The organism is Pseudonocardia sp. P1 (genome assembly GCF_000178675.2).
Lineage (GTDB): Bacteria > Actinomycetota > Actinomycetes > Mycobacteriales > Pseudonocardiaceae > Pseudonocardia.
This window is the reverse complement of sequence record NZ_ADUJ02000001.1, coordinates 5,293,240-5,308,753: the sequence shown is the minus strand read 5'-3', so window position 1 is coordinate 5,308,753 and position 15,514 is coordinate 5,293,240. Positions and strand designations below refer to the sequence as shown.

General features: G+C 70.7%; 13 protein-coding genes. 8 read left to right on the top strand and 5 right to left on the bottom strand.

Annotated features, from left to right (window positions below; translation table 11 throughout):
• Positions 1–40: 40 nt before the first annotated feature.
• The 3 genes from PP1_RS24580 (at position 41) to PP1_RS24570 (ending at position 2,640) form a co-directional block, all read left to right on the top strand.
• Positions 41–931: a helix-turn-helix transcriptional regulator gene (locus PP1_RS24580; RefSeq protein WP_337819681.1), complete on the top strand. Its 891-nt coding sequence runs from the start codon at positions 41–43 to the stop codon at positions 929–931.
• A 330-nt stretch (positions 932–1,261) separates the two neighbouring features.
• Complete coding sequence (locus PP1_RS24575; protein WP_029240062.1) at positions 1,262–2,347, top strand: sulfite oxidase; 1,086 nt, start codon at positions 1,262–1,264, stop codon at positions 2,345–2,347.
• A 29-nt stretch (positions 2,348–2,376) separates the two neighbouring features.
• Positions 2,377–2,640 carry a YidH family protein gene (locus PP1_RS24570; protein ID WP_010242697.1) on the top strand — a complete coding sequence of 88 codons (264 nt, stop codon included), beginning with the start codon at positions 2,377–2,379 and terminating at the stop codon, positions 2,638–2,640.
• A gap of 39 nt (positions 2,641–2,679) precedes the next feature.
• Here the strand turns inward: PP1_RS24570 and rraA are convergent, their stop codons facing one another.
• Together rraA and PP1_RS24560 are read right to left on the bottom strand one after the other, a co-directional pair.
• Complete coding sequence (gene rraA, locus PP1_RS24565; protein ID WP_010242699.1) at positions 2,680–3,165, bottom strand: ribonuclease E activity regulator RraA; 486 nt, start codon at positions 3,163–3,165, stop codon at positions 2,680–2,682.
• Positions 3,166–3,204: 39 nt separating this feature from the next.
• The gene (locus tag PP1_RS24560) at positions 3,205–3,888 is read right to left on the bottom strand and encodes a GntR family transcriptional regulator (protein ID WP_010242701.1); all 684 of its coding nucleotides are present in this window, start codon (positions 3,886–3,888) and stop codon (positions 3,205–3,207) included.
• Positions 3,889–4,057: 169 nt separating this feature from the next.
• On the opposite strand from PP1_RS24560, the gene acnA reads away from it, so the two are divergent.
• Positions 4,058–6,730, top strand: a complete 2,673-nt coding sequence (acnA, locus tag PP1_RS24555) for an aconitate hydratase AcnA (RefSeq protein ID WP_170918913.1) — start codon at positions 4,058–4,060, stop codon at positions 6,728–6,730.
• A gap of 172 nt (positions 6,731–6,902) precedes the next feature.
• Here acnA and PP1_RS24550 read toward each other — a convergent pair whose 3' ends face one another.
• Positions 6,903–7,310 (bottom strand): universal stress protein, encoded by a 408-nt coding sequence (locus PP1_RS24550; protein ID WP_010242706.1) that lies wholly within the window; start codon positions 7,308–7,310, stop codon positions 6,903–6,905.
• A 146-nt stretch (positions 7,311–7,456) separates the two neighbouring features.
• On the opposite strand from PP1_RS24550, the gene PP1_RS24545 reads away from it, so the two are divergent.
• From PP1_RS24545 to PP1_RS24535, 3 genes are read left to right on the top strand one after another with little or no spacing between them, the layout of a single operon-like run.
• Positions 7,457–8,455 (top strand): Bug family tripartite tricarboxylate transporter substrate binding protein, encoded by a 999-nt coding sequence (locus PP1_RS24545; protein WP_029240064.1) that lies wholly within the window; start codon positions 7,457–7,459, stop codon positions 8,453–8,455.
• Positions 8,452–9,051 carry a tripartite tricarboxylate transporter TctB family protein gene (locus PP1_RS24540; RefSeq protein ID WP_075314579.1) on the top strand — a complete coding sequence of 200 codons (600 nt, stop codon included), beginning with the start codon at positions 8,452–8,454 and terminating at the stop codon, positions 9,049–9,051. The genes PP1_RS24545 and PP1_RS24540 overlap by 4 nt, the downstream gene beginning before the upstream one ends.
• Entirely contained in the window at positions 9,051–10,556 is a 1,506-nt protein-coding gene (locus PP1_RS24535; RefSeq protein ID WP_010243265.1) for a tripartite tricarboxylate transporter permease, read from the top strand. Before PP1_RS24540 ends, PP1_RS24535 begins: the two co-directional genes overlap by 1 nt.
• Positions 10,557–11,282: 726 nt before the next feature.
• Here PP1_RS24535 and PP1_RS24530 read toward each other — a convergent pair.
• Positions 11,283–13,568, bottom strand: coding sequence for a S9 family peptidase (locus PP1_RS24530; protein ID WP_010228611.1), 2,286 nt, complete (start codon positions 13,566–13,568; stop codon positions 11,283–11,285).
• Between the two features lie 211 nt (positions 13,569–13,779).
• Here PP1_RS24530 and PP1_RS24525 point away from each other — a divergent pair, with 211 nt between their 5' ends.
• Positions 13,780–14,286, top strand: a complete 507-nt coding sequence (locus tag PP1_RS24525) for a hypothetical protein (RefSeq protein WP_010228609.1) — start codon at positions 13,780–13,782, stop codon at positions 14,284–14,286.
• A gap of 415 nt (positions 14,287–14,701) precedes the next feature.
• Here the strand turns inward: PP1_RS24525 and PP1_RS24520 are convergent, their stop codons facing one another.
• Entirely contained in the window at positions 14,702–15,514 is an 813-nt protein-coding gene (locus PP1_RS24520) for a mycofactocin-coupled SDR family oxidoreductase (protein WP_010228607.1), read from the bottom strand.

Below are 15,514 nucleotides of genomic sequence, written 5' to 3'. Positions count from 1 at the left end.
AAGCTCCCGGCGAGCCTGGTTCCGACAGGGCCAGCCTCCGGTGCGTCGAGCGCGGCAGACTGGTGCCGTGCAGAACGCTGGAGGGGCGGATCTCGGGAGTTTCCTCCGGAGCCGGCGGGCGACGATGACCCCGCCGACCGGTGCCGGCGGTTCCCGGCACTCCCATCGTCGTGTGCCGGGCCTGCGCCGCCAGGAGCTGGCGGAGATCGCGTCCATCTCTGTCGAGTACTACACGCGGCTCGAGCAGGGGCGGGCGCCGCGGCCGTCCCGCGATGTCCTCGCCGCGCTCGCCCGGTCGTTCGAGCTCACCGCCGCTGAACGGGACCACCTGTTCCGGCTCGCCGGCGAGCTGCCGCCCACGCCGTCCGAGCCGTCCGGCGCCGTCCGTCCAGGCCTGTTACGTCTGATCGATCAGCTCGGCCCGGCGATTCCGATCACGGTCCACGACGGCCGGCTCGACGTCGTCGCCCTGAACTCCTTCGCCAGGGAGCTCTTCGGGTCGGTCACCGGTGGTGGGAGCTACGGCCGCAACATCGTCCACCGGGCCTTCACCTCGCCGGTCTTCACGGAGCTCCTTGACGCCGGCGGCATCGACCAGCTCCTGAGAGTGGCCACGGCGGAGCTACGTGCCGCGCTGGCACGCTATCCCGACGACCCCTACCTGCTCGGTTTGATCCAGGACCTGACGGTCCGTCCCGAGTTCCGAGAGCGGTGGGAGCACTGTGAGGTCGGGTTCTGGCGATCGGCGTTCAAGCGCATCCGACACCCCGAGCGGGGCTGGCTGGACGTCGACACCGAGATGCTCCACGACCCGGAACGCGATCACTGGGTGACGCTCTACTCAGTACGCCCCCACACCCCTGACGCGCCGGAGCCACCCGGCGGGCAGGCGGGCCCGCGGATCGGCAGCAGCGAATCCCTTCGCATCTGACGTTCGCGCAGGTCAAACGTGCCAACGGCGGCCCGTGAAGTGACATCTACTGGCCGGACCACGTTTGATGCACGAAGTCTGTCTCACGATCAGACCCGGTCTGATTTCCGCTGGTCAGACAGTGGAGCGGGCGAGGGGAATCGAACCCGCGTAGCCAGTTCGGAAGGAAGTGCGCGGGCTTCATCCAGGTCCTCCAGCTGCGGTCGCCGACGGCCATTAGCGGAGGTTGTGGGTACACAACCTCGGGGCGTCTACCGCGCAGATCGGTGGTGCTGCACGGTGGATCTCACACCCGACGACCGCTGTACGACCGATCCGCAGGAGGAGTCCATGCCCGCGGGCACGAAGCGCCCCGACATGCAGGTTCACGAGCAGGACCCCTACAACGCAGAACCGCCGCCCGCCGCGCTCGCCGATCTGGCGATCACTCCGGTCGACACCTTCTACGGCCGTAACCACGGCGCGATGCCCGATCTGGACCCGCAGCAGTGGCGCCTGGAGGTCGACGGTCTGGTCGACACACCCTTGACGTTGTCGCTCGACGATCTGCGGCAGCAGTTCGACCACCACGAGGTGGTGGCCACTCTGCAGTGCGCCGGCAACGGCCGGGCCGAGCTCCTCGGCGTCCGCGACATCCCCGGTCAGCACCCCTGGGGCGCGGGAGCAACGTCCACCGCCCGCTGGGTCGGCGTGCGGCTCGCCGATGTCCTGCACGCCGCCGGGATGCACCCCGGCGCCACCGACATCGCGTTCGTGGCGCCCGACGTCGCACCCGAGGCGACACCTCCGGCTTCCTACGGAGGATCGATCGCCGCCGACAAGGCCGTCTCCCCAGAGGTCCTGCTGGCGTGGGAGATGAACGGTGAACCCCTGACCGTCGCCCACGGCGCGCCGGTGCGCGTAGTGGTGCCGGGGTGGATCGGTGCCCGCAGCGTCAAATGGATCGAGCGCATCACCGCCCAGGACCGGCCCTCGGACAACTTCTTCCAGCAGAGCGCCTACCGGCTCCTGCCCGCCGACCACGGCGATCCGGCGCCGGGCGACGGCGTCGAACTGACCGCGGTCGCGCTGAACTCCGCGATCCTGCACCCCGACGACCACGCCGTTCTGCCCACCGGGCCGATCGGGGTCAGCGGATACGCCTTCGCCGGAGGCGACCGCGACATCGTGCGTGTCGATGTCTCCGCCGACGGTGGCCGGACCTGGCAGCAGGCCGACCTCGACGAGCGGCTCAGCCCGTGGGCGTGGCGACTGTGGCGCACCACGATCACCCCGCCGCCCGGCGAGCACGAGATCGTCGCCCGCGCCTGGGACAACACCGCGGCCCTGCAACCCGAGCACGCGGCCAGCCTGTGGAACCCCAAGGGCTACATCAACAACTCGTGGCCCTCGATCGCCGTCACCGTCCAGACCTGACCCGATCGGATCTTCTCTGGAGCCCGACCGTGAGCAGCATCGACACGCCGGCCGCGAGCACTTCCGAACACGAGCCCGACTACCGATTCACGCTCGCCAACGAACGCACCTACCTGGCCTGGGTCCGGATCTCGCTGGCCCTGCTCGCCGTCGGTGTCGTCGTCGTCCAACTCGTCCCGGCCTTCCCGGTCCCCGCAATCCGCTCGGCCACCGGCGGGCTCCTGGTCGCTCTTGCCGTGCTCACCGCCGCCGGCGGGTTCGTCCGCTGGTTACGCGTCGAGCACGCCATGTGACGACCTCGTCGATCGGTGCGAGCCGCTCCAGAGGAGGGTCTACCGGCCATGGGGAAGAACGACGATCCCGTCGTCGTCGCTGACGATGTGGGCTCCAGGCGTGATGGTGGCACCGCCGAGAGCGATGGTGACATCGCGGCGACCGGAGCCGGTCTTGCCGCTGCGGCGCGGGTTGGAGCCGACCGCCTTGATACCGATGTCGAGGCCGCGCAGCGCGGTGACGTCGCGGACCGCGCCGTGCACGATGATCCCTTCCCAGCCGTTGGCCGCTGCCTTGGCCGCCATGTTGTCGCCGAGCAGGGCCGAGTGGCAGGACCCGCCGCCGTCGATGACCAGTACCTTGCCCGCCCCCGGCTCCGACACCGCTTCCTTCACGAGCAGGTTGTCGTCGTGCACCAGCAGCGTGACCGCTGCTCCGCCGAAGGCCGCCCGCCCTCCGTACTGACGGAACTGGGTGTCGGACGAGTAGAGGGAGTCCCCGTACTCGTCGGCGAGATCGGCGGTCGCGGGACTGCTCGTGGGCACATCTTCTCCTGAGTGGTGCGAGGTGGGTGGTGGAGTGCGTCAGGCCGATGCCGAAGGGTGAGCCCGTGCGGCCAGACGAGCTGCGGCCTTCGCCCCCAGGCTGGTGTCGATGTGGCGCAACATGAGCGTGGACGCCCCCTCGGAGTCGCCCGCAACGACGGCGTCGACGAGTGCGACGTGCTCGTGCGCCTTCTCGTCGCGCTCGTCCCGGGTGCGGTCGGGCAGCGCGGCCCGTCGGTAGCGGTCCGCCTTGTCCCAGAGTCCGTCGAGCGTGTGGATCAGTAGTTCGTTGTGCGAGGCGCCGTAGAGGGCGGCGTGGAAGCGGCGGTGCGCGTCGAGGTCGTGGGCAGCGGGGCGCTCGGGCAGCGGCGACACCGCCACGGCCGCCTCGCGGATGCGGCGGATGTCATCACGTGTGCGGCGCTCGGCCGCGAGCCCGACGGCGAGCGGGTCGAGGGAACGACGCATCTCGAGCAGGTCGCGGGCCTCCTCGGCGGACAGGCCGGTCACCCGGGCGTCGCGATGCGCACCGAGCTCGACGAGTCCCTCCGTGGACAGCCGGCGCAACGCCTCCCGCAGCGGAGTCGTGGAGATACCGATCGTGCGGGCGAGGGTGGCCTGGTTGAGCACCGCACCGGGTTCGACCTGCCCGCCGAGGATCATCTCGCGCAGCGTGAGATACGCGTAGTCGCTCTTCGTCGCGTACGGGTTCGTGTCGGCCATCGATCTCCTCTCGCTACTTATAGGCTAGCGGAGGGGCCGTGAGTGCGGAACAGGCACGTCCGGGATGCAGCGCACACGATCGCCGCTGGACTCGTCGACCAATGCTCGTTATAACTTATAGAAACCGGGCATCCGGTATCGACGAGTGCGGCGGCGACGTGGAGTGACAGTGACGACGACCAGTCAGGGACCACCCGACCTGCGGCAGACCTCGGCGTTGAGGGTCGGGGAGGTCGCATACCGCGTCCACCCCCTCGCGGGAGTGGCGCCCGACCGGCTGCCCTACACGTTGCGGATCGTGCTGGAGAACCTCCTGCGGCACGAGGACGGCGTGGTCGTCACCCGCGACCAGATCGAGGCGTTGTGCCGGTGGGGCGCCCCCGACGTGCACCTCACCGAGATCGCGCTGCACCCGTCGCGGATCTTCCTGCACGACACCAACGGTGTCCCGGCGCTGGTCGACCTGGCCGCGATGCGGGACGCCGCCCACGAGCTGGGCGCCGATCCCACCCGGATCAACCCGGCGATCCCAGCCGAGCTCGTCGTCGACCACTCCGTGATCGCCGACGTGTTCGGGCGTCCGGACGCGCTCGAGCGCAACGTGGACATCGAGTACGGCCGCAACGCCGAGCGCTACCGGTTCCTCAAGTGGGGCCGCGACGCCTTCGACGGCTTCGCGGTCGTCCCGCCCGGCACCGGGATCATGCACCAGATCAACCTGGAGCACCTGGCCCGCGTGGTGATGCGCGACGGCGACCTGCTCCACCCCGACCTGTGTCTGGGCACCGACTCGCACACCACCATGGTCGACGGGCTCGGGGTGCTCGGTTGGGGCATCGGCGGGATCGAGGCCGAGGCCGCGATGCTGGGCGAGCCGGTATCGATGCTGGTCCCGCACGTCGTGGGCGTGCGGTTGCGGGGCGACCTTCCGGCCGGTGCGACGGCCACCGACCTGGTGTTGACACTGACCGAGCTCCTGCGCCGGCACGGTGTGGTCGGCAAGTTCGTCGAGTTCCACGGCGAGGCGGTCGCCCGGCTCCCGCTCGCCGACCGGGCGACCATCGCGAACATGTGCCCCGAGTTCGGGGCGACGTGTGCCTACTTCCCGATCGACGCCGAGACCGTGCACTACCTGCGGTTCACCGGCCGCGACGAGCAGCGCGTCGCCGAGATCGAGAGCTACGCCCGTATCCAGGGACTCTGGCACGACCCGGAGCGGCCCAAGCTGTACTCCGAGGACATCGAGTTCGACCTGGGGAGTGTGGTCCCCTCCCTCGCCGGCCCCCGGCGGCCGCAGGATCGGGTTCCGCTCGACCGGGCCCGCAGCGCCTTCCGCGGCGAGCTGCGCTCCACCCCCGCCCGCGAACAGGTCGCGATCGAGCTGGACGGGGGACTGCACGAGATCGGTCACGGCAGCGTCGCGATCGCGGCCATCACCTCGTGCACCAACACGTCCAACCCGGCTGTCATGACGACCGCGGGACTGCTCGCCCGCAACGCCGTGCGCCGCGGGCTACGCCGGCGACCCTGGGTCAAGACGACGCTGTCCCCAGGCTCGCGGGTGGTCACCGACTACCTGGAGCGGGCCGGAGTCACCACCCACCTCGACGAGCTGGGCTTCCACCTCACCGGATACGGGTGCATGACCTGCATCGGGGCATCGGGCCCGCTGATCCCCGAGGTCGCCACCGCCGTGGCCGAGCACGACCTCAGCGTGGTGTCGGTCCTGTCGGGCAACCGGAACTTCGAGGGCCGCATCAACCCCGACGTCCGGATGAACTACCTCGCCTCCCCGCCCCTGGTCGTCGCGTACGCGATCGCGGGCACGATGGACATCGACCTCCACCGCGACCCGCTGGGGTTCGACGCCGACGGCGCGCCGGTCCTGCTGCGCGACATCTGGCCGGACCCCCACGAGGTCCGCCGGACGGTGGAGGAGACCGTACGGCCGGAGACCTTCACCGACGTCTACGCCGACGTGTTCACCGGTGACCGCCGGTGGCGCGACCTCGACGCACCCACCGGTGAGACCTTCGCCTGGGACCCCGGCTCCACCTACGTCCGTCGCCCTCCGTACCTGGACGGCATGAGCGCCCGGCCCGCGCCGGTCACCGACATCGTCGACGCCCGCACGCTGTTGCTGCTCGGCGACTCCATCACGACCGACCACATGTCCCCCGCCGGTGCGATACCGAGGTGGGTACCCGCTGCCCTACACCTGTTCGAACGCGGCGTCGACCGGACCGGGCTCAACACCTACGCCTCCCGCCGAGGGAACCACGAGGTGATGATGCGGGGCTGCTTCGCCAACATCCGGCTGCGCAACCGGCTCGTCCCGGACCGCGAGGGCGGCTGGTCGATCGGCCCGGACGGCGAGGTCACCGACGTCCACGATGCGGCGCTCTCCTACCGCGAGCAGGGAACCCCCGTGATCATCGTGGCAGGCAGGGAGTACGGCACGGGATCGTCGCGCGACTGGGCAGCCAAGGGGCCGGCCCTGCTGGGGGTCCGCGCGGTCCTCGCCGAGTCCTACGAACGGATCCACCGGTCGAACCTGATCGGCATGGGAGTCCTGCCGCTCCAGTTCCGCGAGGGCGAGTCCGCGGCCTCGCTCGGGCTGAGCGGCCACGAGACCTTCTCCATCACCGGGCTGACCGGCGCGGAACCCGGCCGATACCCCGCCGAGGTCGACGTGCAGGCCGACGATCTCCGCTTCCGCGCCGTGGTCCGGCTCGACACCGTGCGAGATCAGACCTATCACCGCCACGGCGGGATCCTGCCCTACGTCACACGCAGCCTCGTCCTCGACGACGAGCACGACGAGAACCGAACGGGGAGGTGACCCCCTCCGGCGGGCCGCCCGACAACGGGGCGCCCGCCGGAGGGGTGCGGCCACCGATTCCGGGTCTACTGTGCGCAACTCAGAGGGACGGCAGCTATAACCTAATAGCGAGAATATGCGCCTTCCCGTGCTGAGACGAACCCGCGGACCGGCTCCGCAACCAGCCGGCAGGTCAGCGCGCCGCGTGGGTGACGAGTACAGGAATCGGCGAATCCAGGATCAGGCGCTGCGCCGTACTACCGGTCAGCAGCTTGCCGACCGGGCTACGCCGCCGCACCCCGACGACCAGTAGCGTCGCCCCGTGCCCGGCCGCGAGGTCGAGCAGGGCCTCCGCGGCGTCACCTCCGTCGTCGACGACGTCGACACGGCCTCCCGGGTCGCCGACCTGCGCCATCCGGGCCAGCAGAGCCTCGATCGTCGACCGTACGGTGGCCCCGTCGTGGGCATCGGCGTCGAAACGCTCCTGGCGTTCGGTGGCCAGCACGACGAACGGCGTGTCACGCAGCCGCGACTCGGCGATCCCGAGCTCGAGCGCAGCCGCCCCTTCGGGGGTCGGACCGTAGGCGATGCAGATCGTCATACCGCTCCTTTGCGCGCTGATGTAGGGGGCGACGATAGCGCTCAGCCAGCTTATAAGCTATACCTAGTTGAGCTCCATCACAGGTGGAGCGATTTCCGACCCTCATCCATTGGCAGAGGATCCCCGACCTGCGAGCGTCTCCGGCTATGCCACGACGGCAGGTCATTGCAGCCCTGGGAATCGTTCTCGTCGCCGCTCTCGCGGTGACCGCGTTCGCCGACGCCGCCCGTTCCGGGCAGGGTCAGGCGGCGCGCTCCAACCTCAGCGTCATCGCCCCCGCGGCCGCCGGGGGCGGCTGGGACCTCGCCGCCCGCGAGGCGCAGCAGGCCATGCGCACCGGCAGCATCGTCAACACCGTGCAGGTCGTGAACATCCCCGGCGCCGGCCGGACGATCGGGCTCAACCAGCTACAGGGACTCGCAGGTGAGCCGACCACGACGATGATCACCGGCTCGGCGATGCTCGGCGGCATCGGGCAGTCGGACAGCGGCGTCTCCATGGCGGACACGACCCCCATCGCACGCCTCTCGGACGACTTCGACGTGGTCGCGGTACCCGCGGACTCGCCGTACACCACCCTCGAGGAGTTCCTCGCCGACTGGCGGGCCGACCCGGCGGCGATTCCCGTCGGTGGAGGCTCGGCCGGTTCGGTGGACCACCTGATCACCGGGCAGCTGGCTCAGGCCAGCGGCGTCCCGGTGGATCGTATGGTCTACACGCCCCACGCCGGAGGCGGCGAGCTCACGCTCAGCCTCCTCTCCAGCGCAGCCGGCACCGTCGGCGTCGGGATCTCCGGCTACAACGACTTCCGCGACCTCGTCGACGCCGGCCAGCTGCGGGTACTGGCGGTCGTGGCACCCGACCGTCTCGAGGGCGTGGACGCTCCGACGATGACCGAGCTCGGACTGCCCGAGGTGAACCTGGTGAACTGGCGCGGCATCGTCGCCCCTGCCGGGATCACCGCCGACGACCGCCGTGAACTCGAGACCATCGTGCGCGAGATGGTCGGCACCGAGTCCTGGGCCGAGGCGATCGACCGTAACCGGTGGGACCGCAACGAGCTCTATGGCGCGGAGTTCGAGCGCTTCCTCGTCACCGAACAGGCCCGAGTCGACGATCTTCTGAAGGAGCTGGGGCTGGCATGAGCCGCCGTCCGCCACATCTGTCGAGGGGCGCGCTGGTCGTGCCCGCGATCCTGACCGCGCTGGGGCTGTTCCTGGTCTACGGCACGCTGACGATGGAGGTCGTCGGTGACGGCGGCCTGTTCGGCCCGACGACGATGCCGTGGATCGTCGCGGTGCTGTGCTTCGTCGTCGCGGTGGGGCTGGCCTTCGACATCCTGCGGCCGCGCCGCGAGTACGACACCCCCGCCCGGACCCCGGAGCCGGCGGTCGCCGCCGGCGCGTCCGACGGCCCCGCCCCGGCCTCCGGGGACACGGCCGCCGGTGACACGGACGAGGAGCCCGCGGAGCGCACCGATCCGGAGGGGGTGAACGCCCCGGCCGTGCTCACCGCGGTCGGCGGCGTCGTCGCCTTCATCGTCGTCCTGCCCTGGCTGGGCTGGATCCTCTCCGCGACCGGCCTGTTCACCGCCGTCGCCGCCGCACTGGGCAACCGCAGGTGGCTGCCGGTCGTCCTGGCCGGCCTCGCACTGGCCTCCGCGATCCAGGTCGTGTTCAGCGGTCTGCTCGGCATCTCCCTGCCCGCCGGCTTCGTCGGCCTCCTGGGAGGTGGCCTGTGATGGACCAGCTCACCAACCTGCTCGGCGGCTTCGCCGACGTCCTCAGCCCCTCCGCCCTGCTGTTCGTCTTCCTCGGCGCCCTGCTCGGCACCGCCGTCGGCGTCCTGCCCGGCCTCGGCTCGTCGATGGCGGTGGCGCTGCTGCTGCCGCTGACGTTCGTCCTCGAACCGACCAACGCCCTGATCATGTTCACCGGCATCTACTTCGGCGGACTGTTCGGCGACTCCATCGCCGGGATCCTGATGAACACCCCCGGCAACTCCACCGCCATCGCCAGCTCCTTCGAGGGCTACCGCATGGCCCAGCGCGGCAAGGCCGCCCAGGCACTGGCCACCGCCGCCATCGGCGCCTTCATCGGCGGCATGATCGCCTCCGTGCTGGTGGTGTTCTTCGCCCCCACCCTCGCCGAGCTCGCCACCGGGTTCGGGCCCGCCGAGTTCCTCGCCCTCGCCGTGTTCGCCTTCGTCGCGATCTCCGCGGTCGTCGCCGACTCCGCCATCCGCGGCCTCGCCGCCCTGGCCATCGGCCTGACCCTGGCCCTGATCGGCATCGACCAGCCCTCGGGCAGCCCACGGTTCTCCTTCGGCTTCCCCGCCCTGCTCGACGGCATCTCCATCGTCGTGATCACCGTGTCCCTGCTCGCCCTCGGCGAGGTGTTCCACCAGGCCGCGAAACTCGGCCGCACCACCGACCAGGAGACCGTCCTGCCCACCGGACGCCCCTGGCTCTCCCGCGCCGAGTTCCGCGCCGCGCTGCCCGCGTGGCTGCGCGGCACCGGCTACGGGCTCCCCTTCGGCGTCATCCCCGCCGGCGGCGCCGAGGTCCCCACCTTCCTCGCCTACGGCACCGAACGCCGCCTCGACCGCCGCCGCGACACCCCCATGTTCGGCAAGGGATCCATCCAGGGCGTCGCCGGCCCCGAAGCCGCCGGCAACGCCACCGCCGGCACCGCCATGGGAGCACTGCTGGCACTGGGCCTGCCCACCTCGGCGACCGCGGCGATCCTGCTCGCCGCGTTCCAGCAGTACGGCCTGCAACCCGGACCGCTGCTGCTCGAACGCTCCGGCGACATCGTCTGGGCCCTGCTCGCCGGGTTCTTCCTCGCGATGATCGTGCTGCTGATCCTCAACCTGCCCTTCGCACCACTGTGGGCACAGCTGCTGCGGGTCCCGAAGTCCTACCTCTACGCCGGCATCGCCGTGTTCGCCGCGTTCGGTGTCTACGCCGCCGGGGCCAGCACCGTCGACCTCGTGATCATGCTCGTCATCGGTGTGCTCGGACTCGCCATGCGGCTCTACGACATCCCGGTCGCACCGGTGCTGATCGCGGTCATCCTCGGCCCGCTGGCCGAGTACTCGCTGCGCGACGCCATGGGCAACTCCGAGAACGACCCCGCCGTCCTGGTCTCCAGCCCGATCACCGTCGTGCTCTACCTCCTGCTCCTCGCCGGACTGGCCTGGACGGGCTGGCGCAGGTTCGCCGAGAAGCGTGCCGCCGACGTCTGACCCGGCGGCACACCCCGGTCCCGCCGTGCTCCCCACGGCGGGACCGACTCGCCTTTCGCCCATTCAGCCGCGCCACCGTCACAATTGTCCGATGCACTTCTTCACGTACCCGTGGCAAAGCTGCGGCATGTTGGACGCCCCGGAGGACTGCTGCTCGAGGTGCTTCTCCAGGAGGTGGGCCACCGTCGCGCTCGTTTCGCGGGTTCGGGCGCTCCTCGATCTCACGCAGCATCCGGTCCCGGACGGCGTACGCCTGCTTCTCCAGACCCGGACCGGCGGGGACGATGTCGACGAGGTTGTGCCGACGCTTGATGATCGGGTCGTGGCCGCCGTGGACGCGCACGCGCAACGCCTCGCTCGGGGAGGACGTCGATGCTGCCCCTTCTGGCACCCTGCGGGCTCGGGGGTTGACGACGAGCGATGTCACGACTCTGTCTGTCGATCTTGAGTCATATCGCGAAGAGCGTTGAGCGGACGACGGGAATCGAACCTGCGTTGCCAGTTTGAGAGGCCTAGCGAGGCTCGCGCTCACCGGCCAGAACCTACGGGTTCCCACGACACGACGCTCCGTACTCGACCGTGGTCAACCGATGCTGATTGCACGCCACCGTGAAGCAGACGATTCCCCGTCCGAGACGCACTACAACGCGCCGGCCAGCCCTGTCACGGCGGTGAACGCTGCTCGGCGTCTCGTTCGGCTCGTGGCTCCGGCGTGCTCCCGGGATATCAGTCGGAGGGGTCGACGGCCCAGCTGGGCATCTCGGGGAACGGTGCGAGCGAGTAGGCGGGGGGTTCGGTGCCGTGCAGATGTCGTACGAGGTAGTCCCAGGTGCGCCGGGTGACGTAGTGGAAGCGGCCGGTGAAGTTGTGCTCGACACCGGGGATGACGAGCATGTCGACGTCGGCGTCGGCGTCGATGAGCGCGTCGACCAGGCGCATGCTGTGGTGCGGTAACACGTTGTCGTCGAGTTCGCCGTCGATCAGCAGGAGCTTGCCGCGCAGGTTGCCGGCGTGCGGGGTGTTGACCAGCTTCGGGCGGGTGCTCTCGGTGATCTCCCCGTGGTTCTGTTCGACCCAGAACGGCAGGTAGATCGAGAAGTCGTGCGGGCCGGCCTGGGCGACGCCCACGGAGAAGAACTCGGGATGGGTCAGCAGCGCCCTGGCGGTGAAGAACCCGCCTCCGGAGTGGCCGGTGATCCCGACCCGGTCGGTGTCGAGCCACGGGTGGCGGCGCCCGAGTTCGCGGATGGCGGCGACGTGGTCGTCCAGAGCCGCGGCCATGCCGAGGTCTCCGTAGGAGTGGTCGAGGAAGGCCTGGCTGCGCCCCGGGGTGCCGCGGCCGTCGAGGGCGACGACCGCGAAGCCGAGTGCCGCCAGCGCCTCGGGCTCCCCGGTGAACAGGTCACCGAACGCCGGTGAGGCGCGGTGGATGTTGGGTCCGGGGTAGGCGTGGTCCACGACGGGGTAGCGCCGTGCCGGGTCGAAGCCGTGCGGACGCCACAGCAGACCGTAGATCGGGGTGCGCCCGTCGGCGGCGGTCGTCCGGAATCGTTCCGGAGGGGTCCACCCGGCCGCCTCCAGTGCTGCGGTGTCCGGATCCTCCAGCTCGACCAGCACCTCCCCGTCGCCGCCGAGCACCCTCGCCCGGGGCGCCACGTCGACCGTGGATGCGCGGTCGAGGAGGTAGCCACCGAGTGGTGGGGCGAGGGCGTCGTGGTCGAGATCGTCGTCGGTGATCCGCACGAACCCGCCGCCGTCGAGGTCGACCCGGCAGATCTGGCGGATGTAGGGATCGGCGTGCAGCCCGCAGGCCAGGAACCAGACCTGGCGGCGGTCCTGGTCCACCCACAGGACCCGGCGGACCAGCCACTGCCCGCCGGTGACCCGGCCGAGCAGCTCACCGCCGGCGGCGTAGCGGTAGAGATGGCCCCAGCCGTCGCGCTGGGACCACCACAGGATCTCGCCCGAGTCCAGGACGCGCAGCAGCGGCGGGACGTGCAGGTAGGGCGAGGGGTCCACCCGGGTACGGGCGGTCTCGGTGATCAGCGTCGTCATCGCGCCGGTGCCGGGGTCGAGCCGGCGCAGCTGCAGGGTGCGTCCGTCACGGGACTGGTGCAACACGTGCACCGCATCGCCGTTCTTCCCGGTCCACCACCGCCGGGAAAGGGCGTAGGGGGAGGTCAGGACCTCCGGCCCACCGGAGGCCGTCACGTTCCGGCGGGTGCCGACGTCGAGGATGTGCCAGGTCATCGTCGCCTGCGTCTCGTCGCCGGGCATCGGATAGCGGACGCGATGAGCCACCGGCCGCTCGCCGCCCTTCGGCGCTGCCTCGACGAGGACCTGTTCCGGCAGCTCGCGCTGGTCGATCCGGTGAGTGATCAGTCGGGTGGAGTCCGGCGACCACTCCGCCAGCAGCAGCGATCCCATGCCCAGCAAGGGGAGCTTGACCTTCGTGGCCGCCTCGGGGAACCCGCCGTAGTCCCAGTGCGGTTCGGCGTCGTCGGTGAGCGCGAACTCCTGCCGGCCGTCCCGGCTGCGCACCCACACGTCACCGTCACGGCGGAACGCCACCCACTCCCGGTCCGGTGACGCGATCTCCCCCGGTCCCACCGGGGGACCCTCGTCCTCGACCGGCATGCAGGTCCCGGCCCGGTCCGACCACTCCCACCCGGTGTCGAACGCAGAGAACCGGACCACGTCCGGCTCCCGGTCGGGAACCTCGAACTCCACCGAGGTGAGCGGCAGATCGTCGGCCACCACCGCGTGCCCGGACGCCTCCGACAGTGCCACGGCGAGCCGCTCGTGGTCGAACGCGTCTCGTCGGGATCCCGTCGCCGGGTCGACCAGGACGTGCCGAGTCCCGGACCGGTACCGGAACCGGGAGCCGTCGGCGGACCACTGTGGGACCACCGCAGCGTCCGGGATCAGCCGGGCCCGGTACGGGGCGAGCATCTGCTCCGCACGGGCGTAGTCGGCGTCGGTCAGCCGGACGGGCATGGTCTGGTCGGTCATGGTCGGGACCTCTCGTCGGGAGCCGGTCCGATCACCGAACACCCTGACGCCACGTCGGACTCCACACGGATGCGAGGCAGGTCACTGGCGGAACCACCATCCGGAGCGCCTCGTCAGATCTGATGAGCCCGGATGGCCGCAGCTAACGCCCCCTCCCGGACGACGACACACCGGCCGACCGCAGTCGCACATCCACTCCCGGGGACACGCCATGCGCCGCACCGTCCAACTTCTCCTCAGCGCCGCCGTCGTCGCCGTCGGCGTGACGAGCGGGGGCACGGTCTACGCCTCGCAGACGGTGACGGCGCCGACGCCCAGCCCGCTCGTCACCACCGGCCCAGCGGTCGACAGGTCCCCCGTGATCGCAATTCCCGCCTCGTCCTCCGCCGCAGACACGGTCGCCGCCGCCCGCACAGCTGCCGACGACGTGCTCGCCGAAGCCGCGGCCGCGGCTTCCCGCCCCCGCTACACCTGCGAACCCGCCGCCGACGCACGCGTCATCGACGGCATCATCGTCAACAAGGACTGCCCAGCCCTCAACGCCGCCAAGGAACAAGCCCAGCGCGACTACCTGGAGCAGCTCAACAGCGACGTCGTCGGCGACCACCGCGAGTACACCTGCTCCGATCCCACCAGCGCCGACTACGGCACCGCCGCGTGCGGCACCGACGCCGACGGCGACGGCCTGATGGACGACGGCCCCCTCGACCCCAACTGAACGCCGAGCCTCAGCCCGCCACTCACGCCGGGCCGAGACCGCCGTGCGCCGGTCGTGAGGAGCCTGTGGCGCGCGGCGCGCGGACCCGGGTGTCACCGGCGCGGTCCTGTGCGCCGACGCCCCGACCAGGGCAGATCGGCTGTTCTGCGATGTCGATGGCCGCGGTAGGGGCGACGCGCAGATGATCCCGGGCCGGGGTGTACTCGTTCGTCGCCGTCCTGGACCGGGGCGCAGTTCGTGGACGGCGCCGTCGGAGGTGGTCCGGCCCGGGCCCGACGATGCCACCGCGGTCACCGCCGCCCGCGGCGGGGCCCGGACGTCGCCGTCTCCGACCACGCCCGGCCCCACCGTTCACCGCTGGTCTCCGGCGATGCCGGGAAGCCCGCCGAGGTTGTCGATGCGGGATTCCGGCTGCCTACTTGAGCATGAAACCCGCGTCCACCGGGACGGTCGTCCCGGTGATCCACTTTCCGGCGTCGGAGCAGAGGAACGCGATCACCTCGGACACGTCGGCCTCGGGCAGGGCGTCCACCGGCATCAGGTTGAACCGCATGGCGTTCCCCAGCTCCTCGTGCTCGGTCAGCCACTGCGGGAAGAAGTCGTTGTTCGACATCGGCGACGCGACGCCGGTGGGGTGGATGGTGTTCACCCGGATCGACTCCGGCGCGAGCTCCTTGGCCAGCGTGCGCATCAACCCGACGATGCCGTGCTTGGCCGCCGTGTAGTGCGTGCAACCGGCCACCCCGCGCAGGCCCGCGATCGACGACGTGATCACGATCGAGCCGCCGTCGCCGCCCGCCCTGATGTGCGGGACCACCGCCCGGCATGCCTTGAACACCCCGGTCAGGTTGATGTCGATCATGTCGTCCCAGGCCTCGTCGGTGAGCTCCCAGGTGTTGTCCGACAGACTCAGGATCCCGGCGTTGGCCAGCAGGACGTCGATCCGGCCGAACTCGCTCATCGCCGCGTCGGCCAGTCGGGCCATGTCCGCGGTGCGTCGCACGTCGCCCTCGAGGGCGACGCAGCGGCGGCCCAGCTTCTCCACCTGCGCGACGGTCTCGTCCAGGTCGCCGGGGCGTCCGGTGTCGAACGGGACCGAGCCCACCTGCTCGGTGATGTCGCAGGTCACGATGTCGGCGCCCTCCCGGGCGAGCCGGATCGCGTGCGCGCGTCCCTGCCCGCGGCCGCCGCCGGTGATCACCGCGACCTTACCGTCCAGCTGCCCCAT